Below are 23,644 nucleotides of genomic sequence, written 5' to 3' on the forward strand. Positions count from 1 at the left end.
CAGCATCACAACCATCCAGTCAAAGCTTTCAGCTCCGCTAACTCTTCCTCTGTATCAATATCCGCGAGCTCCAGTGGATTGAAGGGCATTAGCGTTTCGCCGCGGAATCGGGACTGTCTCAGCAATTCTCTTGCGCCTTTGTCTCCTTCGAGCTTCATAAGCTCGGGGAATAAGGATGACGCGATAAGAATCGGGGGCATGCTGCCGCCGCCGTCGTTGCTGGCGACATAATGAAGCGAGGGAGCCTTCGAGAAGCAAGCGATCAGTCGATTCAGATGCTCTCTTGTCACGAAGGGTTGATCGGCCAGCATTATAACAACCGCGTCGGCTCCACTGGCTGCCGCTGCACGCAGGCCGCTGCGAATCGAATGCGACATGCCCGCTTCCGCGTGCAAGGCTTTGACAACGGTCCGCTCCAGCTTCCCGGCTTCCGCCGAAGAGAGCGCATCAGTCAGCCATGCCGGTTCATCATCCTTCGTTACGATATAGACGCGATCCAGCTTCGAACGCAGAATCTCCCGCAAGGCAAGGCCGCCCAGCCAGCCTCCGTCATGAAGGGGAATTGAAAGCTTGCAGCGCCCCATGCGGCGGCTGCTCCCCGCGCCAAGATACAGTCCCGCTATGCCCGGCTTTCCCATGCGCAACCCTTCCTCTTCTCGCTTGTATAAGCTCGGCCATGATACTGATGGCGATCTCCTCTGGTCCTTCGGCGCCAATGGGGAGCCCGACCGGATAGCGGAGGCCGCTCGCCGCCCATTCGCTCCTGACCTTAAGAGCTTCCACGACAAGCGAATCGGCAAGCAGCCTCTCTGTTCGGGAGCGCGAGCCCATAATCCCGACATAGCAAGGAGCCGCTGTCAGCGAAAGCCGCAGGAATTGCAAATCTCGCAAGAAATTATGGCTCATAATGACCACATAGTCCTCTCGTGAAAGTCGAAGCCGAGGCAACGATTCAGAGGGAAATCCAAGCTGCAAGGAGGCTCCGGGAAATCGCTTCTCCGTGCACAGCGCTTCGCGGAAATCCGTTACGGTTACACAAAAACCAGCCAGCAGAGCCAGTCTGTGTACGGGAAGCGAATCGTCTCCCGCGCCGAACAGAATGAGCCGCGGCTTAGCCTCTATCCGAAGAGAGAGCTGCGAAGGCTCGCCCTCCGCCGGCGCCGTCCATAGCAGGCGATCGACAATCGGGGACGATGCTTCAGCCGGGGCGACCCTATAGAAGCAAGCATTCGCTCCCGCTTCAAAGCTGCGTATTAGCTGAATCGTTTCTCCCAGGCGAAGGCGATCGCATGCTTCTCTTAACGCTGCCATCAGCCCGCCAGTGAGCGGCTCCATCAGAATGCGAAGATACCCGCCGCAGCCGATATGCTCCCCCCAGGAGAGATCATCCTCCGAGCGCATATCGTATTCGATGAATTGAGAAGTATTCTGCTCGATGACATGCTCCGCGTATTGTTGCAGATCCGACTCCAGACAGCCCGGGCTAATCGCTCCGATTGTGCGGCCGTCGGCGCACAGCAGCATGAACGCGCCGCTTTTTCGATAGGCATGACCTTCAGCCGCGACGATCGTCGCAAGAGCGCCGGCCCCTTCTCTCCCGACGGCTTCAGTCAACACATCCATCGCATCCATGCCGCCACCCCCCTCCTTGGACTCATCCGTTCCTTCCCTTCCCCAGGCGGAGCCGGGCTTAGACAATCCGTTTCAGCAGCCGTTTGATGGAGCGGTCCGCTTCCTTGAGCACAGTGTTCTTGTCGATGGTCAGCAATTGCTTGTTCCTCATCACGAAGCGTCCGTCAATCATCACGGTATCGACATCGCCGCAGCCTGCCGAATATACGATTCTTGAGTAGGGATCGGTCTCGTAGGAGGGATACGCGTGGAATTCATCCAGGTCGAGAAGCATCAAATCCGCCTTCTTGCCCGATTCGATGCTTCCGATCTCCTCCTCAAGGCCGAGCACCTCGGCGCCTCCCATTGTCGCCATGCGAAGCACCGTTCGCGCATTCATCGCCGTTGGTCCATGCTTCGTCTTCTGAATAAGCGCCGTCATCCGCATCTCCGAGAACATATCGAGCGTATTGTTGCAAGGCGCGCCGTCCGAGCCGATCCCGACTCCGATTCGCTTCCGCAGAAGATCCGGAATCTCGGCAATGCCCGATGCCAGCTTCAGATTCGAGCCGGGGCAATGCGTCACCTTCACGCCGCGATCGCGAATAATTTCCTTCTCCTCCTCGCTTAGCCATACGCAATGGGCAAGAATGAGGTCTGGCGTCGCAAGGCCGATATGGTCCAGATAGACGACATTCCGCATCCCGCGTTCCTCCTCGACAAGGGCGATCTCCCCTCGATTCTCCGAGGCATGGGTATGCACTTTCACTTGATAACGCTTCGACAGATCCCTTACACCGATCAACAGCTCCTCTGTACAGGACACAACAAAGCGGGGACAGAATGCGTACTGCAGTCGGCCGTTCGCTCTGCCGTGCCAAGCTTCCAGCAGATCAACGCTCTCCTGCAGGGAGCGCTCCGTCGATTCCAGCAGGCCCGGCGGCAAATCCCGGCCATGATCCATCATCACCTTGCCCGACAAAGCTCTGATGCCGCTCTCTTCCATCGCGCGGAAGGCCGAGGCGGTATGCCTCACCGTCTCCATATCCAGTATGGTGGTCGTACCGCTTCTGATCAGCTCGCCGATTCCCAGCATGGCGGAGTAATAGACAGAATCATCATCATGGGCAGCCTCAAGCGGCCATATCCGCTCCTTCAGCCAATCCAGAAGCTCCAAATCATCCGCCCTGCCGCGGAACAAGGTCTGACAGAGATGAATATGGGTCTGCACGAAGCCTGGAAGCATGATCTTCCCCTCTGCATCGATGATCTCATCGGCAGCCTCGTCGATCTCGGCTCCGACATGCGCGATTCGATCATCGACGATCAGCACGTCGCCTTCAATCACTTTTCCCTCCTCGTTCATCGTCATAATTCGGGCATTCTTGAACAATACGCTTGCCATAGAAGCTCCCCTTCCCGAACCGCGCTGCGTCAGCTTCCCCGATACGTGCTGTAGCCCCCGGGCGCAAGGAGAAGCGGAACATGATAATGCTCATTGACTTCCCTCACCTTGAAGCCGATTGGAATCACATGCCATATCGACTCGCTATAGTCGCCCATCTTCTCGAAATAATCGCCGACTCGGAAGCGAAGCTCGTAATTGCCCGGAAGCATCGCTTCTCCCTCCAGCATCGGGCAATTCAATCTTCCGTCCTCATTCGTCAGCCTGCTGGCAAGCAGCACTGCGCTTCCTCCGCCTTCCGGCATGCGATACAATTCCAAGGCCAAGCCTCTCGCAGGCTTGCCGCAGACGGTGTCCAGCACATGAGTGGTGATTTTCCCCATCCTTATGCCTCCAGTTCCTATGTCGCTTCCGTCCCGACTTCCCAGTCCAGATGCTCCAGTCTGAAGGAAGCGATCTTGAACACCTCCTGCAGCGCATTGTGCAATTCGGTCTGTCTGTCACTTTTCATTCGCTTCTGCATGGAATCCGCAATCATATCGGCAGTCAAGCCTCGCACGGCGATAATGAACGGAAATCCGAATTGTTCCCGATAAGCCAGATTCATCCTTTGGAAAATATAAGCCTCGTCACGCTCCAGCCTGTCAAGTCCGGCGCTTTGCTGTTCAACAAGGGACTCAGGCGTCATGCGAATCTTCGCGCCAAGCTCCGGATGGGCGTTCAGCAATTTCACCTGCTTCTCCTCGCCTGCCAAATTCACAATCTTCATCATGGTCTCGAACATCTGCTCCTTCGATGAGAAAGGGCGGCTGCGCCAAGCCTCCTCCGCTATCCAAGGCGAACATTCAAATATGCTGCCGACAATGCGAATGAAATCCTCGCGGCTCCAATCCTTCGTATCAAGCATGTACTCGTTCATGCTGCAATCCCCCTCGTTCAAGTCTATTCTTCGATGCATGTCTGACTGCTTCGGCGAGTGCGCATTCTTGCGGCTGCCCGATCATTGTAAGTCATCAGCACTTGACCGCGGCCGCTCCCTGTTTCTCTATCCAGCTCCGAGATCATCACATCGAGCAGCCAGTCATCCAGCGGCAATACGTCAAGAGGCTGCCTGTCGCTCCAATCCAAAGCGAGAATAATATCCAGCTCCTGACAGACGCTTCCAATCATCGGTATTTGCAATTTCGGAGTCATTGCCGGCTCCTCCTGCGTTAGAACAACCATGGATGGCTTTCGTTTTCTTAATTCATCTATGATTTCTTCTTGCGCGATCGGCCATTCTTGAGAGCTCTCCAGCACCATCATGTCGGCGCCGCAGCGCTCCATCCTATCCGCGAGGCATCGCGCTCTCGGACCGAAGATCGGAATGAATACGGATTCCGTAGGCCGAATGAATTTTGCGAGCATGGCTTCCACGGCGCGATCAGTCCATTCTTCGACACTGCAGCGCCACCTTCCATCCCCTTGAATCATAGGTTTGACACAAGCGGCAGGGACATTTCGCATTCCGTTCGCGTCGGAGGATAAACGAGGATCGTGCATAGGCTCCCCTCCAGATATGTCATATATTCTAACATCATATAGGGATCTAACCCTATCATAAAAGGTTCGGCATTTTTTGTCATTGGATAAAATAGCTATAAATGAAAGGTCGATTGAGTCATTTTAACCAAAAAAAGAATGCTGACTCTCTTCCACAATCCTTCGCTTTGCGGTATTATGTTATATAAACTAACATAAAAAGAGGCGATCCCTATGCTCTTGAAAGATTTGCTGGACATTCCGACGCTGCGGGACGCAAGAATCGCCGCAGGCGCGGAAGGCTTAAATCGATCGGTTAGCTCCGTCAACATGATGGATGCGCCCGATATTATTCATTATTTGAAAAGGAACGAGCTTCTTCTGACAACGGCATACGCCGTGAAGGATCAACTGGACACGCTCGAAACGCTGGTATCCCATATGGCCGATGCCGGCTGCGCGGGATTGGCAATCAAGACCAAACGCTTTCTCGAGGAAATTCCTGATTCGGTCATTGAGCAAGCGAATCGACTCGCCTTGCCCATTCTGGAGCTTCCGCTTGATTATTCGCTGGGAGAAGTGCTGAACAGCGCGCTTAGCCGCATTCTTCAGAGTAAATCCGATGAACTCAGCTACGCCATGGATACGCATCATGCCTTCTTCAATCTTATTCTGCAGGGAGAGGGATTATCGGAAATTGTGGAGAAGCTTGCGGAGCTGATTGGGGCGCCGGTTATGATTCTAAGCGCAAAGCATGAGCTTGTCGGTTTGTCGTCTATAATAAAGCCGCGAATGGGGGCCATGAATAAGCTGATTGCGCAGCTCTCCGCTCAGAAGCAGACTCTGCCTGCCGGCCTATATCAAATCGAGCATGCGGCGCCTTCGGACGGTGCGATGTACGCGATGATACAAGCAATTCCCACCTTTCAATGGCAGGGCTATATAATCGCGTTCACGAATGAGGGCGTGATGAACAAATTGCATGCGCTGGCCATGGAGCAGGCTGCCAATGTGCTGGGCTATGAGCTCCTCAAGAGTCAAGCGGTGAAGGATCGCGCGAGACGATTCAAGATTGATTTCTTCTCGGAGCTGGTGCAGGGAGAAATTAAGACAGAAGAGGAAATTGTTCATCGCGGCAAGCAATACGGTCTGTTCCCGTCAGAGATTATGCTGTGCGTCGTTTGCGGAAGGGATTCGGACGAAGGCGGCGATACTCATAAGCTGAATCAAGCGGTTGCCGAACAGAGAGCCCGTGAGATCGACCAGCTCTACCATCGCTTGAACAAACAATTCTCGGCTTTAGACACGCCTTATGTGCTCTTTACTTTGAAGGACAAATGCATCGCCATCTTGTCCTCGAAGGAATTGCTCGGCTCCGCTGACGGAAAGCGACTGCTTGCCCGGCATTTAATCGCCATTGCGGATAACATGGCTAGCGAAGATGATATTCAGCTGTCATTCGGCATCGGCTCGCCGTTCAACAAGCTTCTTGACATTCCAGCTGCCTATAAGCAGGCGCTGGAGGCTTATCAGCTTGCCAGAGCCAATCAGAAGCAGAGATTCGTTCAGTTTTATCATACGAAGGAATTTGCCGATCTGCTTCGACTCATTCCTTATGAGGATCTTCAGGAATATTTGCGCGACACCTTCGAGCCGTGGGGCGGCATTGACGAGAATGAGCAGAAGGAATGGCATAAGACACTGCGGGTATTTTACGATAATCATTGCCATATCGGCGAGACGGCAAAACAACTGTACATTCATCGCAATACCGTGCTCTATCGACTGAACCGAATTGAACAATTAACGGGCACTCAGGTTAGAAATCCCGCAGACAGTCTTCGTATACGAATGGCGCTTCTCATTAAGGAGCTGATAAGTTAGTCGCGTCGCATTGCCATTTCTCAAGCATCAAATTCATGCGGGCGCGAAGCTCCGCCTTCTCTTCATCCTGGAGGAATACGGCGTCAATCGCGTTTCTTACAATTCGGCATAATTCCTCGTCCGTGAAGCGGAAGCGGGATTGCAAGGCTTCAAATTCCTTGGTCAGATTCGTATTGGAGACCGTCAAATTATCGGTGTTAACAGTTACCTTGACGCCTTGATCGAACAGCTCGCGGAAGGGATATTGTTCCCAGCTCTCGATCGCTTTCGTCTGAATATTGCTCGCAGGACATAATTCGAGGGGGATTTGCAGCGCTCTGACCAATTCAAGCATGTCCGGATTCTCCATCACCCGAACGCCGTGACCGATCCTGCCTGCCCCAAGCCGATTGACGGCCGTACCGACATTCCCGGCGCCGCCTGCCTCTCCGGCATGAATCGTAATCGGCAGGTGCAGCTGCTTCGCGAGCTCGAACACCTTCTCGAACTGCTCCGGCGGATAATCCGCTTCGGAGCCTGCAAGATCGACGGCAACTACGCCTCGATTGAGATAGCGGGAGGCGGCTTCAATGACTTCAAGATTTTGCTCTTCCGAATGTCCGCGCAAACAAATGGCAATACATCTGGCCGTCACGTCGTATTTCCTCTCTCCCTCCCTCAGACCTTTCAGCACGGCTTCGAGTACTTCGTCAATCGTCAGTCCCTGCTCGCGATGGAGCTGAGGCGCGTAACGAACTTCAATATAGATAATATTCTGCTCCGCGGCTTGCTCCACGAGTTGGAGCGCCGCTTTCTCCAGCGCTTCGGCCGTTTGAAGGAAGCCCACGACGAAATGGAAGGTTTCCAGGTAGCGCGCCAATGAATCGCAATGCGCATCGGCCTGCATGAAGCGCAGAAGCTCTTCCGGGTTCGAAGTCGGCAGCTTCTTGCCTTGCTCTGCTGCAAGCTCCATAATCAGTTCTGGCTTAACGCTGCCATCCAGATGCACATGCAGATCGATCTTCGGCAGTGCCTTCATTCTTTCCGTTAATGTCGCCATCGGACTTCCTCCTTTATATGGTTTATTGCCTGCTTACCCGTTTTCGTCAAACATGAAACAAAGGAGAAGCGTTCGCTCCTACCTTACTATATTTAAAGTCCCATAGCAATCCTCCTATTCTCCTTCTTCTTGCCATGATAGAATGAGTTATCAAAGGAGGCGGGAAGCATGTCTGCGTTGCAAGACCAGCTCTGCAATTATTTCGAACACTATCGCAAACGATGGCCTTTTAACGGGTCGGCGCTTGTTGCAATTGAAGGCAAGATTCTATTCGAGGAGCACTTCGGCTATGGGAGCCTCGAGCATGAAATTCCGATTTCAAGGTCAACCAGATTCGGCATTTGGTCAGTCACGAAATCCTTCACCGCAGCGGCGATTATGCTGCTCCGCGAGCGCGGAAAGCTTCAACTCGAAGATGAGATCAGCAGGTATCTGCCGCCTTTTCAAGCCTTGCGGCGAATTACAATCGAGCAGTTGCTTCATCATACATCGGGACTTGCCAATTTCACGAGCCTGCCGCAGTACAACAAACATTACAACAAGTGGCCAGTCGCCAAGGAGGAGCTGCTCTCGTTCATTCTCGAGCAAGGCTTCGTCAGTGCTCCAGGCGAAACTTTCGCATACAATAATACAGGCTATTATTTGCTCGGCATGATTCTTGAATCTGTAACGGGACAATCCTTCGAGGCGTTCGTCGCTCAGCATATCCTGAATCCTCTAGGTCTGACGAATACCGGCATTCATGACGGCGCCAAGATTATACCGGGACTCGCCTCGTCCTACCATCACTCGGGAGATGGCGTCATTCCATCGGAATTTATCGAGATGAGCTCCGTTTTCTCGGCAGGAGGCATGTACTCTACCTTGGAGGATTTGCTGACATGGAGTCAAGCACTGCAGGCAGGGAAGCTGCTTCGCCCAGAAACTTTGTCGGACATGTTCGGAATCGACGGTCCCTATGCGATCGGATGGTTCCAAGACAAGCATCTCGGCCGCAAGAGACGATATCACGGCGGCGCGTATCGCGGCTTTCGAAGCGAGCTCCACACCTATCCCGAAGAGCGCTTGACGATCGTGCTTCTCTCCAACTATAACGACAACGCTGTGACAGCAATAGCGAACCAGCTGGCGTCAATCGTGCTGAATGGCAACTGCGACATACCCGATTTGCCGCCGCGTATATCTTATCCCCATGAAACTTCTGACAGTATCTTGGGCATATATGAAGGCTACGGGTGCAAAGCGGAGGTCGGCAGAGACGACCAGGGTTACTTCTTCCTATGGAATGACCGGGAGTTGAATCGCATGTTCCCGATTGCTGAGATGACCTTTCATCATGAACGGCTCCCCCAACGTTACTCCTTCAAGGAACAGCCCCAGGGTACGCTCACATTTCTCGGCATGATCAAGAAGCAAGCTTAGCGGGCTTGCTTCTTTGCATGGAGCAAAGCCGCTTGGCGGACACTGCTTCATTTTCACCCATCCCCAGGGAACGACAGATGAAAATAGTTGTTTACAGTCGCTGCCAATTAAGCTAATATTCTTAATAGAGAACACCGTTTTCTCCAATTTAATGCAAAGGGGTGAACCTATCGATGAACTTGGTGAAAAAGGTAGCGGGAATAACCCTCCTTCTAACGTTGCTCGCATTTCCCGCTTCAGCCTTCGCTTCCAGCCAATCGCATTCAAGCAATGACGGCAAAAACAGCTTCCTGAGCGACTTATTCTCGAAAATCAGCAGCACATTGTCCAGCTACAACGTTGGCTCCGGCTCAAACAACAATCATAATCAAAGCAGCAATTACAATTCGTCCTACGGCAACAATAACTACAACAATAACTCCAATCATTCCAACAACAATAACAACAATAATAACAGCTTCTGGGACTGGTTGAACTGCGATGACTGGTTCGGCGGAGCCTCGGATTGGTGTGACGACTTCTTCGACAATTCGGATTGGTGCGACGACTTCTTCGATGATTGCGACTGGTGGAACGACAACGAGACCGATTCCGCCAAGATTTGGGAGAAATATTATTGTTATTAAATTTTCAGACCTCTCTGCATGGAAACAGGCTGTTCATCGGCGGCGATACCCGCCGGAGAACAGCCTGTTTCTTGTATTTCTATTCTTTCATAAATTGTTCGTTCTAACGAATACGATAGCTGAGATCATTCCATCTAAGCTCATTGCGGAAGCTTCTTAGCGTAGTATTCTTGTCGATGACAACCGCCTCGATACCGATAAGCTCCGCCCAATCGAGCAGTTGTTCCGTCGTAACCTCGTAGGAGAAGACGGTGTGATGGGCGCCTCCGGCATAGATCCATGCTTCGGACGCTTCGCGCAGCGAAGGCTCGGACTGCCACAACACTCTGGCAACGGGAAGCTTCGGCATCTCATGCTCCGCCTTCACAGCGTTCACTTCGCTGATGATGAGTCTGAAGCGATGGCCCAGATCGACGAGAGACGCATTAACCGCCCTCCCTTCGCGGCCGTCGAATACGAGACGAGCCGGATCGGCTTTGCCTCCAATGCCGAGCGGATGCACCTCGATGCTCGGACGGTCGGCTGCGATAGTCGGACAGATTTCGAGCATATGGGCGCCAAGCACAAGCTCATTGCCGGGCTGGAGATGATAGGTGTAATCCTCCATGAACGAGGTGCCGCGGTTGCCCGCCATCATCTTCATCATGCGGGTAAGCGCCGAGGTTTTCCAATCGCCCTCTCCGCCAAAGCCGTATCCTTGCTCCATCAGGCGCTGAACCGCAAGACCTGGAAGCTGCGGCATGCCGTGCAGATCCTCGAACGTCGTCGTGAAAGCGGAATAGCCGCCATCTGTCAGAAACGCCTTGAGTCCAAGCTCGATGCGCGCTTGCTCGCTGATGGATTGCCAAGCTTGAGAATCATTCCGCGTGCTTCCCGAGATTGTGTAGCGCTCTGAGTATTCGTCAAGAAGCGCTTTCACCTCGGCCTCGCTTATATCGTTCATCCTCGCGACCAAATCCCCGATGCCGTAGCCGTTAATCGACCAACCGAATTTGATCTGCGCTTCAACTTTATCGCCTTCCGTGACCGCTACTTGACGCATGTTGTCGCCGAATCTCGCAACCTTCAGCTGTCGTCCTTGCGCCGATGCCGACGCCGCGTACATCCAAGCGGCGATTCTGCCGCGCGTCTCCGCGCTTTGCCAATGACCGGTCACCACTTTGCGGTCGAGCCCGATTCTGGAGAAGATATGTCCGAACTCGCGATCGCCGTGAGCGGATTGATTCGTGTTCATGAAATCCATATCAATCGAATCCCAAGGGATATCGCGGTTGAATTGGGTATGCAGATGAAGTAAAGGCTTGCGCAGCTCCTGCAGGCCGCCAATCCACATTTTGGCAGGCGAGAAGGTGTGCATCCACGTAATTACGCCCGCGCAGTTCGAGTCCGCTTTCGCTTCCAGACAGAGACGGTATATCTCATCGGGGGTCGTTACAATGCCCTTATCGATCAATGTATAAGGCAGTTCCCCGCTATCCTTGAAGGAATTCACAATAATTGCCGAATGGCCGGCAACCTCCTCCAGGGTTTCCGGACCGTACAAATGTTGACTTCCTGTCACAAACCAAAATTGAAAGGGCTTCGCTTCTAACATGTTTGCATTCCTCCCGATCGAGTCGTTAAGTTGTTCGTACAATAATGACGAAATTATATCAATTTAACATCAACTTGTACATACAAGTTGATTCTCTATTATCATACTCTTCCCTTCGTTTTAATTCAAGAGCAAATTGAAAAAGCGCTTATCGTTGCTTACTCTTCCTTGCTTCGATATAATAATCGAGGATGTGACAATAAAGATGGACTCTAGAAGTCGAGGAAGGGTAATTCGCAATGTTTATATCAGATAAATGGAGAGATTATGAAGTTATCGATACGGGAGACGGCGATAAACTGGAGCGCTGGGGAAGCTATATTCTGCGCAGACCCGATCCGCAAATCATATGGCCGATCGCGGACGAGTCGGGCTTGTGGCTCAGTCCGGACGGCTACTATCATCGAAGCGCTTCGGGCGGCGGCAAGTGGGAGATGAAGACTTCCCTGCCGGAGAGATGGACCATCGCTTACGGCGAACTGTCCTTCCATATCAAGCCTACCAATTTCAAGCATACCGGATTATTCCCGGAGCAAGCCGTCAACTGGAGCTGGATGATGGACAAGATTCGCACAGCGAACCGCCCCGTCCGCGTACTGAATCTGTTTGCGTATTCAGGCGGAGCGACGGTGGCATGCGCGGCTGCAGGCGCCGAGGTCTGTCATGTGGACGCCGCGAAAGGCATGGTGCAGTGGGCGAAGGAGAACGCCGCCTTGTCCGGTCTTGAATCCGCGCCGGTTCGTTATATTACGGATGATGTGTTCAAATTCGTGCAGCGGGAGCAGCGTCGCGGCAGAACGTACGACGCTATTATTATGGACCCGCCTTCCTACGGACGCGGACCGAATGGGGAAACCTGGAAGCTTGAAGAGAATCTCTATCCCTTCTTGCAGACCTGCACGACAATACTATCCGAACAACCCCTGTTCCTGCTTATCAATTCTTACACAACCGGCCTCTCGCCTTCCGTTCTTCATAACTTGCTGCATATGGCGGTGAGGCAAAAATTCGGCGGAAGCATTCATTGCGGGGAAATTGGCCTTCCGATTACGAAATCCGGCCTGAATCTGCCTTGCGGCATACTGGGCCGCTGGGAGTCGAACTGATGACGATCCCCGTATTATATGAGGATAATCACGTGCTTGCGGTAATTAAACCTCCGGGCGTGCCTTCCCAAGAGGACGAATCACGCGACCCGGACATGCTCACGCTGCTGAAGCAGGATTTGAAGCTGCGCCACAACAAGCCCGGCAATGTGTTCCTGGGCCTTCTTCATCGTCTGGATCGACCCGTAGGCGGAGCGATGATCTTCGCGAAAACCTCCAAAGCCGCCTCGCGCATGTCTGAATCCATTCGCAGCCGCAGCTTTGACAAAACCTATATATGCGTGCTGCAGGGCATTCCGCGAGCTTCTGGCGGAAGGCTCGTCCATTATCTTCGCAAGGACGCGAAGCGCAATGTAGTCGCCGTCTTTGACCGGCCTGCTCCAGATGCGAAGGAAGCCGTGTTATCCTATTCGGTTATAGCGAGGGATTCATTCCGCAGCCTGGCTGCAGTGAAGCTTCACACCGGCCGCTCCCATCAGATCAGAGCGCAAATGTCGCATATCGGCACACCTCTCGCGGGCGATTTGAAATATGGCGCGGCGAAGCTCGAGGGCTTCTCGGACATCGCGCTGTGGTCCGCCTCCTTGATCATCCCCCACCCCGTGACGAAGGAAGCGATCCGGGTTCGTTCCTTGCCGGAGCCAACAGGGCCTTGGAGCGGATGGACACAGCAGCAGTTGGATGCGGCCTGCTCTCATTTCGAGCTTGGGCTCGAGTCATGACGATATATTTGCCCGGCTCGCGGGAGAAAGAGAGCTGATTCATGCGCAGAAAATCATTATGGATTTCATTATTCTGTATTCTTGCGATTATAGCGGCGACAGGCATATATATACTGGTTCAGCCGAAGCTGACAGGGCTGTTTCAAGACGGAGCGGATAGCGGCAGCCATTCAGCCTCGGCTGCGCAAACCTCCAGTACCGGGCCAACGTCTTCAGCCACGCCGTCGCCGACAGTAGAAACAGAGCCGCCGCAGCCGAAATTCGCGGATGCGGTATGGATGGCCGTCGGCGATATTATGAGTCATTCTCCGGAATTGCCCGCCGCTTACGATCCCGAGTCGAAAAGCTATCATTTCGACCCCTTTTTCGAGGACATCGCTCCCCTCTTCGAGGATGCGGATTGGCAGATGGCGAATATGGAGACGCCCATTGCCGGACAATCCTTCGGCTATTCCGGATATCCGACCTTCAATGCTCCGATTGAGCTTGCAGAAGCGGTGAAGAGAGCCGGCTTCAACATCCTCTCGACTGCCAATAATCATACGATGGACAAAGGTGCGCAAGGAGCTTTGAACACGCTGGACAATTTGCGGGGACTCGGCTTCCTGACCGTGGGCACGCATCAATCCGCGGAGGATCGGGACAAGCTCGTCCTGTCGGAGAAGAATGGCATCAAAATGGGCCTGCTCGCTTACACATACGGCACAAACGGCATTCCTATTGGGGAGGATAAGCCATATTTGGTCGATTTGATAGATGAAGAGAAAATCAAATCGGATATTGAACGATTGAAAGAAGCAGGAGCAGATCTCGTTACCGTCTCCTTGCATTTCGGTATTGAATATCAAACGATGCCCAGCGATGAGCAGAAGCGGCTGGCAAGATCGCTTGTCGCCGCAGGCGCCGATATTATCGCCGGCTCTCATCCTCACGTTATCCAGCCGTATGAGGTTGTAGATACCGTCGACGAAAAGGGCGAACCGAAAAAAGCGCTCATTATCTATTCAATGGGCAACTTCCTGTCGAACCAAAGAGGCAACTCCAAGGATTACGGCGTTATCTTCAAGGTGCGTATACGCAAAAATTTAACCGAAGGCCTGACGGAGCTTGCCGATATTGAAGCGATTCCAACCTGGGTTCATCGCTACAAACCGGATAAGAACTATCGATACCGCATACTCCCCGTCGAGAAGACGCTTGCAGAGCAGAGCGATCCGCTGCTGGGTCAAGCCGATTATGCTGCGTTGGAGCAGAACTATACCATGCTGGAGGATCGCTTGCAAGCGTTAATGAAACAATAATCGCGACAAAATGATAGAAGGAGCCTGGCCGCAGTGATGCGAACAGGCTCCTTCTCGGTTCAAGCATTGGCAACCTTACCCAGCAAATACACAAGAAGCTGCTGATTATGCGAGGATATCCGGTCAAGCGATTGTTCAATAATCTGGTTTCGAATCGTTCGACCCCGGGCAGCCTCGGTCTTCCCTTTGCCGGTTACCGAAATCCATACAATTCTGCGGTCATGCTCGTCTCTGGTTCGAGCAATCAGCTCATTGCGTTCCATTCTGTCCAGAATCGTCGTAATGGCTGCCGGAGTTGTCGACAAATATTGGATAAGATCCGATGGCTTCATTTGCTCGGAATCAAGCAGCAGCTCCAGCACGTTCAATTGTCCCTCCGTAAGCGGAGCGAGCGACTGCTCCAAATTCATCTTCCAATCTCTTGAAAGCTTTGTCCAAACTTTAGTGAAATCCTCAGAATGCAACGCCTCCACCCGCTCTCTGTCCGAATTCGATCTTCTATGTCTATTATACCAATTGAAAATGTCGAATAAAAGGTTAATGCAATTAATAGTTTGCGCTATTAATCGCCAGAATACTAAGGAATATGACAGAAAAAGACATCTGTAGCATTCTCAAACATGATGAAACAGCCGCTGAAACGACTTGACCTGAGAGATGATGCGGCGACGCATACATAATAAAGACTCCAGTTAGCCAAATTATGGACATGGCACTTTCAGCAGACGAAGCCCGGGCAATGGCAGCATACATTCATCATCAAGGAGGACGGCGGCATGTTTTTTGGCAAATCAGGCTCCGGCAAGAAGCAGCAACACAAAAGCGTTGTGCGCGCAGGCGGTCAAAACCGCCATCCCGAAAAGGCATTTGCCCATTCTCTGAAAACCAATCTGGATTACGTGAGGGAGCATCTGCGTCAATGCTCCGATCTTGAAATCAGGCCGTTTGGCAGTCCGCTTGCTCCAGATGTTACAATGTCTCTCGTTTATATTAGCGAGCTCGTTGATGAGGCAAAGCTGAATGAATATATCCTGCGGCCGCTTATGTCAACCCTGTTGCAAACAGAAGCGCGCAGCGACGAGCTTGTTCATGTTATTCACGAGCGTGTTATCGAGGTCGGCGCCGCTTACATCACCGAGGACATCGAAGCCAGCATGCTTCAATTGTTGGATGGCTATTGTCTCCTGCTCATGCAAGAGGCCGCCAGCGGCTTGCTGATTAACATCGGCATCAAGGAGGGGCGACAGGTTAGCGAGCCGACAACGCAAACCGTGTTAAGAGGGCCTCAACAAAGCTTTAACGAAAATTTGAGCACCAACATCCACCTCATTCGGCAAATCATTAAATCTCCTGAATTAAAAATCGAGAATATGGAGGTTGGCCGTCAGACGCGCACACAGTTAGCCATTCTGTACATGCAGGGCATTGCGGAGATGTCAACAATCGAAAAAGTTAGAAAGCGCATCGCGGACATTCAGGTCGAAAGCGTGCTGGAGAGCGGTTATATTGAAGCACTCATACAAGATAACGTCTACAGCCCCTTTCCTACGATTATGAACTCTGAACGCCCGGATGCCATTGCGGGCGGACTGCTGGAGGGACAAATCGCGATTCTTGTAGACGGAACACCGTTTGTGCTGCTGGCGCCTATTACACTGTTCCAGTTATTCCAGACGCCGGAGGATTATTACAACCGGTTCGATATCGCCTCCTTTCTGCGTCTGATCCGTTTTACTGCATTTTTCATTTCCATCATGCTTCCTTCTCTCTATATCGCCGTCACGACCTTTCACCAGGAAATGCTGCCCACCACCCTCCTGATTACGCTTGCGGCGCAACGAGAGGGCATTCCCTTCCCTGGGCTGGTGGAGGCTTTGCTGATGGAGCTGACCTTCGAGGTGCTGCGGGAGGCTGGCGTGCGAATGCCGCGCGCGATCGGACCCGCCATCTCTATTGTAGGCGCACTCGTTCTTGGACAAGCGGCGGTTGACGCAGGCATCGTATCCGCAGGCATGGTAATGGTGGTTTCCTTTACCGCGATTTGCAACTTTGTTATTCCTCAGTTCAATGTTGCGATTTCCGCCCGATTGATTCGCTTTGTATTTATGCTGCTTGCAGGCGTATTTGGCTTTATGGGCATCGTGGCGGGCTTTCTTGCCATGCTGATTCATTTGGCGGGCATCGAATCATTTGGCGTGCCTTATATGACGCCGCTAGCGCCGTTTAACCTGCCCAGCATGAAGGACAATATATTGCGCGCTCCGCTGCGAAGCTTATTGAAAAAAAATGCTCAAAACGTTATTAATCGCAGCAGCAAACAGGAATAGTCCGGTCGCAGCCGCGAGAAAGGAGAATGCCTCTTGCGTCGAATTATGCTGATCGTTTGCAGCTTCCTCCTACTAGCAATTCCGCTTGGCGGTTGCTGGAACAGAGTGGAGTTAAATGAAATTGGCATCATTTCCGCTACGGCCGTCGATTGGGATAAGGACAAGTGGATTGTGTCCTATCAGTTGGTCATCCCGCAGGCCATTTCCGCCCAGAGCGGAAGTTCCTCTATCGGCGACGCCCCCGTCAATGTCTTTTCCACGGAAGGTAAAAGCATACGCAAGTCGATTGGGAACGCCAGCCGCGAAATGTCGCGAAAGCTTTATTTCGCCCATAACCAAATTATCGTGGTCGGCGAGGCCGCCGCCAAGAAAGGAATTTCTACCATCCTTGAAATCTACATGCGAAATACGGATGCACGCGAGACTGTATCCATGTTTATTGCAAAGGGTCGAGCAAGGACTATTATCGAGCAACTGCTTCCCATTGAGAAAATTCCGGGAACGGCGGTGCAGCGTTTGGTTGAGAACGAGGAGGAAAGCAGCTCTCTCTATCCGGATATGACGATGTATCGGATTTTGCTCGATTTGCTCGGTCCCGGTCAGGCTACCGGCATTCCCGAACTGATGATTGCCGGCTCCAATCAGAAGCTTAATTCGGTCGACGCATTGAAGGAAACCTTCACCAGCGCCAAAATCAAGCTGGGGAAGCTCGCCATCATTTCCGGCGACAAGCTTGCGGGCTGGCTGACTCAGAAGGAGGCGGCAGGCGCAATGTGGCTGGCTAATAAGGTGAAGCGGGTCACGATCCAATACAACTGCTCGGACAATGAGAATACGCCCGATTATTCCGCCGTTATCGTCGAAAAAGCGAAAATCGAACGTAAGATAGAGCGGAAGCCGGACGGTCGACTCCTCATGCACCTTTCCGTAAATGCGCAAGGAACGATGCTGGAGTATGCATGCTCTAATGATTTGGAGAAGCCGCAGCCATTGAAGCAGGAGGAGGCGCGTATCGCCGAGGAAATCAAAGGCGAGATGGAGCAGAGCTGGCAAGCTGTTCGCAATTTGAAAGCCGATATTGTTGGCTTTGGAACGATCCTGCATCGATCCTCTCCCAAACAATGGAAGGAGCTTAAACAGGATTGGAATGAGCATTTCGCAAATATTGAATTGGACATCAAGGTGAAATTCAAGCTGGCCCGCATCGGCTTCAGCAATCGCGATTTCAAGGAAACGCAGAAAAAGAGCCGTAGCTGAAGAGAAGCGCGAGCATCACGTACGTATGAAGAGAGGAGGGCAACAAACGTGATTCGGAATGTCAAAATCGGCAAATTTCAGCTTGTCGTCATGATTCTTTTGTTTGAGATCGGCAGTACCCCTCTTTTTGAGCTGGGTATTGAGGCCAAGCAGGATTCCTGGCTGGCTATGGCTGCGGGAGCGATCATTGGGGGCGTATTTCTGTGGATGCTGTTGACCATTCAGGGCCGCTCGCCGGACGCCGATCTGCCGGAGCTGTACAGACAACTATTCGGCAAGTGGCTCGGCTTTGCTCTTGCTCTGCCACAGGGATTCATATTCGCTTACGAATCCATGCGCAATGTCCGGGACTTCGGCGAGTTGACCGTTATGACCATTCTGAACAAAACACCGGAATGGAGCATCAAGCTGTTAATTATTTCACTGGCAGTTTATGCGATCTGGAAAGGCGCCGAGGTGTTCTTCAGGCTCGCAGAGCTATTGTTTCCTATCGTTTTATGCAGTTATTTGCTTATTATTTTACTGCTTTTTCAAGCAGGGCTCATCGATTTTCATCGCTTGCAGCCCATTATGAGCGATGGCATCCGACCGATTCTCCATGCCGCCGTGCCGGAAATTGTCTCGTTTCCCTTTGCCCAAATGCTGACCTTTCTGATGTTCTGGAAGTATATTAAGCCCGCTGCAGCCGCAGCCAAATCAACCTTCAGCGCCTATTCCATTGTTTCGCTGTTTCTTGTTTTTATGAACATGATCATTATGTCCGTTCTGGGACCGGCGCTTGCGGGCTACAGCATGATTCCCTTTCTGGAGGTCGTGCAGCTTATCAAGCTGGCCGATTTTCTGGAGCGACTGGATGTGGTCGTAACCGTCCTGCTCATTATCGGCCTGTTCGTCAAGCTGTCCCTGCTGATGCTGGCGTCTGTGCTCGCGCTTAGCGCTTTGCTCAAAATTCCTTATAAAACATGCACCGTTATCATTGCCCCGCTCATCTTTGGCGCATGCTTCCTCGAGCCCAACAACACCGTGCATCTCTGGATCGGGCTAAAGATCGTGATTCGGTATGTCACCCCTGCTCAGATGGCAGTGCTGGCTTGTGCGTTTCTGATCGGTTTTTTCCGCAGGGACAAGCAGCCAGGCAATGCGGCGTGAGCAACGGGGCATCTCCTCTATCCGGCGAATGAAATCGTTCGGTTTAATCAAAGACCCGTATCGGCTTGAGCATCCTGACGGGCTCATGCCGATACGGGTCTTTTGGGAGACGATATTAGAGGTGATCGAACGTCTAAATCCCGCCTAATCAGCCTTTTGATTAAGCTCGAACGGCGCTATGACAAAGGTCGAGACAATGCTCTCGCCCTTCTCGAGCGGGAACACTTGCTTGCCGATGGACTTGCGTTCTTCAATCGGAGCCTTCTCGGATTCCAAGATAAGTCTTCTGCCTTGAGAGGTAAGCGCTGCGATTTCGATGCCATCCGTGCAGTAATAACTTGCCGCCAAGGCGCTGCCATTGGAACGGACGCGCTTGCCTTCCTTGAACTCGAAGGTTTGCACGCCTTTGCCGCCCCTGCCTTGAATCGGATAATCAAGCAGCAGCGAGCGCTTCGCGTAGCCGATATCGGAAGCAACGAGAATCTCGCCCTCATCATCCGCTGCCCATAACGCGGCGACGACCTCATCGCCGTCCTTGAGTTGAACGCCTCTAACGCCTGATGCGACTCTGCCCATTGCATTGACCTCATTCTCGTTGAAACGTATGCACATGCCCGCCTTCGTCACAAGCAGAATTTGCTTATCGCCTCGACTTAAAGCGACTTCAATAATTTCGTCGCCAGCGCCTACCTTGCATGCCGCAACCGCCGTCGATCGCGTAGTCGCGTATTCGGCCAGCTCCGTACGCTTCACTTGTCCGCGCTTCGTCACGAACACCAGCGATTGACCCGGCTCTTGAATATCCTTGATCGGCATAGCCCTTACGATGCCGTCATCCTTCGGAAGCGGCACAATATTGACGATGGCGGTGCCGGTATCCTTCCATTTGAACTCGGGAATTTGATGCACGGGAAGCAGATAATATTGCCCCTTCTTCGTGAACAGAAGAATATTATCAATCGTGTTCACCTGCAACAGATTCGTAATGACATCGCCATCCTTCACTCCGCTGCTTCCCGGCTCTCCGCCGGATCGCGTGAAGGACAACATGCTTGTCCGCTTCATATAACCGTCATGGCTTAAAGTGACGAGCACATCCTCAGGCGCTACGAGAACCTCCAGATTTACCTTCAGTTCTTCCACTTCGCCTTGAATATCCGATCTTCTGTCGATGCCGAAGCCATCTCGAATCACTGTCATTTCGTCCCGAATAACGCCTAGCAGCTTCTTCTCGCTGTCGAGAATGGAGCGCAGGTAGGCGATGCGCTTCATCGTTTCCTTATGCTCTTTCTCCAAGGCGGTAATCTCCAGATTCGTCAGACGATAGAGCTGCAACGTCAGAATCGCGTCCGCCTGACGCTCGGAGAAGCCGTACTGTTCGATCAGATTGTTCTGAGCGTCCATCCGGTTCTTCGACGCCTTGATCGTCGCAATGACTTCGTCCAGAATATTGAGCGCCTTCACAAGTCCTTCCACCACATGAGCGCGGTCTTCCGCTTTCTCGAGCTCATATTGCGTCCGGAAGGTGACGACCTCCTTCTGATGCTCAACATAAGCCGACAGCATCGCCTTCAAGCCAAGCTGCTGCGGCGCTTTATTCACAATCGCAACCATGTTGAAGTTGTAGGTAACCTGCAGATCCGTTTTTTTGAACAAATAGGCAAGTATCCCGTTCGCGTCAGCATCCTTCTTCAGCTCAACCACAATGCGCAGCCCCGCTCTGCCGCTCTCGTCCCTGACCTCGGCAATGCCTTCGACCTTCTTTTCGAGGCGAATCGTCTCCATCGCCGTCACCAGACGCGATTTCACAACCCCGTACGGAATTTCGGTAATGACAATCTGTTGCTTGCCGCCGCGAAGATCTTCAATAGCGGACTTCGAGCGCAGGAAAATCTTTCCCTTCCCCGTCGCATAGGCGTCTCGAATGCCGTCTTCGCCCATAATAAGGCCGCCCGTAGGGAAATCCGGTCCCTTCACGATGGTCATCAGCTCTTCGAGCGTCAGCTCTGGCTTCTTCATATAGGCGATGCAAGCATCGATAATTTCACGCAGATTATGCGGTGGAATCTCTGTAGCGAAGCCCGAGGAGATGCCGCTGACGCCGTTAACGAGCAAATTCGGATATCTCGAGGGAAGCACGACGGGCTCCTTCGTCGTATTGTCGAAATTATCCTTGAACTGCACAGTGCGCTTATCGATATCGCGCAGCAGCTCCATCGCAATCTTCGAGAGTCGCGCTTCGGTGTATCGCATCGCAGCCGCGGGATCATCATCCTGCGAGCCCCAGTTGCCGTGTCCGTCCACGAGCGGATGCGCCATCTTCCACGGCTGCGCCATGCGAACCATGCCTTCATAGATCGATGAATCGCCATGAGGATGATAATTGCCCATCACATCGCCGACAGTTTTAGCCGATTTGCGATAGGGCTTGTCCGGATTGTTCCCGGCATCGTACATCGCGTACAGAATGCGTCGCTGCACCGGCTTGAGGCCGTCGCGAACATCCGGGATGGCACGATCCTGGATAATATATTTCGAATAACGTCCAAAGCGGTCGCCGACAACCTCTTCCAGGAATGCCGGCAGAAACTGTTCAAGCATGCTCATCGCATTTCCTCCTTACTCCACATATTCCGTGAAATCCACATTCTCAATAATCCATCTCTTGCGCGGATCAACTTTGTCGCCCATCAACGTTGACACTCGCCGTTCAGCCTTGGCCGCATCCTCGATTTGCACCTGCAGCAACGTGCGCGATTCAGGATTCATCGTCGTCTCCCACAGCTGATCCGGATTCATCTCGCCAAGTCCTTTGTAGCGCTGCAATTCATAGCCCTTGCCGTATTCCTTCAAATAATTTTGAAGCTGCTCGTCCGTCCAAGCGTATCGAACCGTTTCAAGCTTGCCGGATTTGCGCGTGATTTTGAACAGAGGCGGCTGGGCGATATAGATTCGTCCGCTGTCGATCAGCGGCTTCATATACCGGTAGAAGAAGGTCAGCAGCAGAACCTGGATATGCGCGCCGTCCGTATCCGCATCGGTCATAATAATAATTTTGTTGTAATTGCTCTCATCCGCTTCGAATTCCGGACCAACCCCCGCGCCGATTGCCGCAATGATCGCTTTGTATTCGTCGTTGCGAAGAATGTCCGCCAGCTTCGCCTTCTCGGGATTCATCGGCTTGCCCTTCAACGGCAGAATCGCCTGATGCTTGGAATCCCTGCCTTGCTTCGCCGAGCCACCGGCGGAATCGCCTTCGACAATGAACAGCTCATTGCGGGAATAATCCTTCGATTGGGCAGGCGTCAGCTTGCCGCCGAGATTGGAGCCTTCGCTCCGCTTTTTCCCGCTGCGAATTTCCTCGCGAGCCTTTCTTGCCGCCTCTCTCGCCTTCGACGCTTGCACGGCCTTCTTCAGAAGCGACTGTCCCACTTGCGGATTTTCCTCGAGGAAAACCTGCATCTTCTCCGTCACGACCGCGTCGACGGCGCTTCTGGCCGAGGCGCTGCCTAATTGATCCTTTGTCTGGCCAACGAACTCGACCTCGGACATTTTAATATTAATAACCGCCATCATGCCTTCGCGAAGATCGTTTCCTTCCAGATTTTTGTCCTTCTCCTTCAGAAGAGACGTTTTCCGGGCATAATCGTTCATCACCCGCGTATACGCCGTTTTGAAGCCCGTTTCATGCGTGCCGCCGCCCCGGGTAGGAATGGAGTTGACGAAGGAGGCGAGCGTCTCCGTATATCCGTCATTATACTGCAGCGCAACCTCGACCTCGATATCGTCGCGATCGCCCGCAAAGTGAACGACATCATGCAGAACCGTCTTGTTCTCGTTAAGGAATTGAACGAATTGACTGGCTCCTCCTTCATAATGATACATCTCTTGCTTGCCGTTGCGATCATCCTTGATTGTCACCTTAAGACCCGAATTGAGGAACGCGATTTCCTGCAATCGTTCTGACAAGGTGTCGTAATTGAAGGAAATGCCGTTTTGAAAAACGCGAGCATCCGGCTTGAATGTCACCTTGGTGCCCGTCCGATTCGTATTGCCAAGTATCTCGAGACCGGTTACGGGCTCGCCGACATGCTCCTTGCCCTGAGCATCCACCCAATACTCGAACCGCTGCTTGTGAAGCTTGCCGTCGCGGAAGATTTCGACCTCCAGCCACTCCGACAGCGCGTTGGTGACCGATGCACCGACGCCGTGCAGACCGCCGGATTTCTTATAGCCTCCGCCTCCGAATTTGCCGCCCGCATGCAGAATCGTGTACACGACCTGAGGCGTTGGTATGCCGGTCTTATGCATGCCGGTCGGAATGCCCCGCCCGTTATCCTGCACGGTAATGGAACCGTTCTTATGCAGCGTAACCTCGATTGCCGAGCAAAACTTGGCAAGATGCTCGTCCACCGCGTTATCGACGATTTCCCATACCAAATGATGCAGTCCGGACGTGGAGGTGCTCCCTATGTACATGCCGGGGCGCTTCCGTACCGCCGTCAATCCCTCCAGCACTTGTATATCATCAGCTTCATAGTTCCGATCCGGAGCTGTTGTATTCGCGAATAGATCCAATTGCTCACTCATGAGCTTCCCCCAATCTGCCAATCTCGTTTCAAAATGCAATTAACGTATCTTCAAGCTATTTTAATGCAAGGATCCTCATCCGTAAAGCCG

General features: G+C 52.6%; 20 protein-coding genes. 9 read left to right on the top strand and 11 right to left on the bottom strand.

The window, feature by feature from the left end; translation table 11 throughout:
- Positions 1-5 precede the first annotated feature (5 nt).
- Genes HFP08_RS03225 through HFP08_RS03250 form a run of 6 tightly spaced genes read right to left on the bottom strand, consistent with a single transcriptional unit; the run spans position 6 to position 4,558 of the window.
- Entirely contained in the window at positions 6-638 is a 633-nt protein-coding gene (locus tag HFP08_RS03225; protein ID WP_168119072.1) for a nucleotidyltransferase family protein, read from the bottom strand.
- The gene (locus HFP08_RS03230; RefSeq protein ID WP_168119073.1) at positions 550-1,632 is read right to left on the bottom strand and encodes an XdhC family protein; all 1,083 of its coding nucleotides are present in this window, start codon (positions 1,630-1,632) and stop codon (positions 550-552) included. Before HFP08_RS03230 ends, HFP08_RS03225 begins: the two co-directional genes overlap by 89 nt.
- A 58-nt stretch (positions 1,633-1,690) precedes the next feature.
- Entirely contained in the window at positions 1,691-3,016 is a 1,326-nt protein-coding gene (locus tag HFP08_RS03235) for a 5'-deoxyadenosine deaminase (protein WP_168119074.1), read from the bottom strand.
- 29 nt (positions 3,017-3,045) lie between these two features.
- On the bottom strand, positions 3,046-3,399 hold the full coding sequence (gene uraH, locus HFP08_RS03240) for a hydroxyisourate hydrolase (RefSeq protein WP_168119075.1): 354 nt from the start codon (positions 3,397-3,399) through the stop codon (positions 3,046-3,048).
- A gap of 17 nt (positions 3,400-3,416) precedes the next feature.
- Positions 3,417-3,935 carry a 2-oxo-4-hydroxy-4-carboxy-5-ureidoimidazoline decarboxylase gene (gene uraD, locus HFP08_RS03245; protein WP_168119076.1) on the bottom strand — a complete coding sequence of 173 codons (519 nt, stop codon included), beginning with the start codon at positions 3,933-3,935 and terminating at the stop codon, positions 3,417-3,419.
- Between the two features lie 23 nt (positions 3,936-3,958).
- Complete coding sequence (locus HFP08_RS03250) at positions 3,959-4,558, bottom strand: PLP-dependent aminotransferase family protein (protein WP_168119077.1); 600 nt, start codon at positions 4,556-4,558, stop codon at positions 3,959-3,961.
- A 213-nt stretch (positions 4,559-4,771) separates the two neighbouring features.
- Between HFP08_RS03250 and HFP08_RS03255 the strand changes: the two genes are divergently transcribed.
- Complete coding sequence (locus HFP08_RS03255) at positions 4,772-6,421, top strand: PucR family transcriptional regulator (protein WP_168119078.1); 1,650 nt, start codon at positions 4,772-4,774, stop codon at positions 6,419-6,421.
- Here HFP08_RS03255 and add read toward each other — a convergent pair.
- Positions 6,402-7,460, bottom strand: coding sequence for an adenosine deaminase (gene add, locus HFP08_RS03260; protein WP_168119079.1), 1,059 nt, complete (start codon positions 7,458-7,460; stop codon positions 6,402-6,404). The two genes, HFP08_RS03255 and add, sit on opposite strands and share 20 nt — an antisense overlap.
- Before the next feature lie 168 nt (positions 7,461-7,628).
- Here add and HFP08_RS03265 point away from each other — a divergent pair, with 168 nt between their 5' ends.
- Together HFP08_RS03265 and HFP08_RS03270 are read left to right on the top strand one after the other, a co-directional pair.
- A complete protein-coding gene (locus HFP08_RS03265) occupies positions 7,629-8,882 on the top strand; it encodes a serine hydrolase domain-containing protein (protein ID WP_168119080.1) in 1,254 nt (417 codons plus the stop codon).
- Positions 8,883-9,055: 173 nt separating this feature from the next.
- Complete coding sequence (locus tag HFP08_RS03270; protein WP_168119081.1) at positions 9,056-9,508, top strand: hypothetical protein; 453 nt, start codon at positions 9,056-9,058, stop codon at positions 9,506-9,508.
- Positions 9,509-9,611: 103 nt separating this feature from the next.
- On the opposite strand, the gene araA is transcribed toward HFP08_RS03270, so the two are convergent.
- On the bottom strand, positions 9,612-11,102 hold the full coding sequence (gene araA, locus HFP08_RS03275; protein WP_168119082.1) for an L-arabinose isomerase: 1,491 nt from the start codon (positions 11,100-11,102) through the stop codon (positions 9,612-9,614).
- Positions 11,103-11,341: 239 nt separating this feature from the next.
- Between araA and HFP08_RS03280 the strand changes: the two genes are divergently transcribed.
- Genes HFP08_RS03280 through HFP08_RS03290 form a run of 3 tightly spaced genes read left to right on the top strand, consistent with a single transcriptional unit; the run spans position 11,342 to position 14,231 of the window.
- Positions 11,342-12,208: a class I SAM-dependent methyltransferase gene (locus HFP08_RS03280; protein ID WP_168119083.1), complete on the top strand. Its 867-nt coding sequence runs from the start codon at positions 11,342-11,344 to the stop codon at positions 12,206-12,208.
- Entirely contained in the window at positions 12,208-12,930 is a 723-nt protein-coding gene (locus HFP08_RS03285) for an RluA family pseudouridine synthase (protein WP_168119084.1), read from the top strand. Before HFP08_RS03280 ends, HFP08_RS03285 begins: the two co-directional genes overlap by 1 nt.
- Positions 12,931-12,971: 41 nt before the next feature.
- The gene (locus HFP08_RS03290) at positions 12,972-14,231 is read left to right on the top strand and encodes a CapA family protein (RefSeq protein ID WP_168119085.1); all 1,260 of its coding nucleotides are present in this window, start codon (positions 12,972-12,974) and stop codon (positions 14,229-14,231) included.
- Positions 14,232-14,290: 59 nt separating this feature from the next.
- Here HFP08_RS03290 and HFP08_RS03295 read toward each other — a convergent pair whose 3' ends face one another.
- Positions 14,291-14,695 carry a MarR family winged helix-turn-helix transcriptional regulator gene (locus HFP08_RS03295; protein WP_168119086.1) on the bottom strand — a complete coding sequence of 135 codons (405 nt, stop codon included), beginning with the start codon at positions 14,693-14,695 and terminating at the stop codon, positions 14,291-14,293.
- A gap of 312 nt (positions 14,696-15,007) precedes the next feature.
- Here HFP08_RS03295 and HFP08_RS03300 point away from each other — a divergent pair, with 312 nt between their 5' ends.
- From HFP08_RS03300 to HFP08_RS03310, 3 genes are read left to right on the top strand one after another with little or no spacing between them, the layout of a single operon-like run.
- Entirely contained in the window at positions 15,008-16,558 is a 1,551-nt protein-coding gene (locus HFP08_RS03300) for a spore germination protein (protein ID WP_168119087.1), read from the top strand.
- Between the two features lie 33 nt (positions 16,559-16,591).
- Positions 16,592-17,815 carry a Ger(x)C family spore germination protein gene (locus tag HFP08_RS03305; RefSeq protein ID WP_168119088.1) on the top strand — a complete coding sequence of 408 codons (1,224 nt, stop codon included), beginning with the start codon at positions 16,592-16,594 and terminating at the stop codon, positions 17,813-17,815.
- 48 nt (positions 17,816-17,863) lie between these two features.
- Positions 17,864-18,964 carry a GerAB/ArcD/ProY family transporter gene (locus HFP08_RS03310; RefSeq protein ID WP_168119089.1) on the top strand — a complete coding sequence of 367 codons (1,101 nt, stop codon included), beginning with the start codon at positions 17,864-17,866 and terminating at the stop codon, positions 18,962-18,964.
- 144 nt (positions 18,965-19,108) lie between these two features.
- Here the strand turns inward: HFP08_RS03310 and gyrA are convergent, their stop codons facing one another.
- Together gyrA and parE are read right to left on the bottom strand one after the other, a co-directional pair.
- Positions 19,109-21,571 (bottom strand): DNA gyrase subunit A, encoded by a 2,463-nt coding sequence (gene gyrA / locus HFP08_RS03315; RefSeq protein ID WP_168119090.1) that lies wholly within the window; start codon positions 21,569-21,571, stop codon positions 19,109-19,111.
- A gap of 12 nt (positions 21,572-21,583) precedes the next feature.
- On the bottom strand, positions 21,584-23,554 hold the full coding sequence (gene parE / locus HFP08_RS03320) for a DNA topoisomerase IV subunit B (RefSeq protein ID WP_168119091.1): 1,971 nt from the start codon (positions 23,552-23,554) through the stop codon (positions 21,584-21,586).
- Positions 23,555-23,644 lie beyond the last annotated feature (90 nt).

The sequence above is a fragment of the Paenibacillus sp. HB172176 genome (assembly GCF_011947265.1).
Lineage (GTDB): Bacteria > Bacillota > Bacilli > Paenibacillales > Paenibacillaceae > Pristimantibacillus.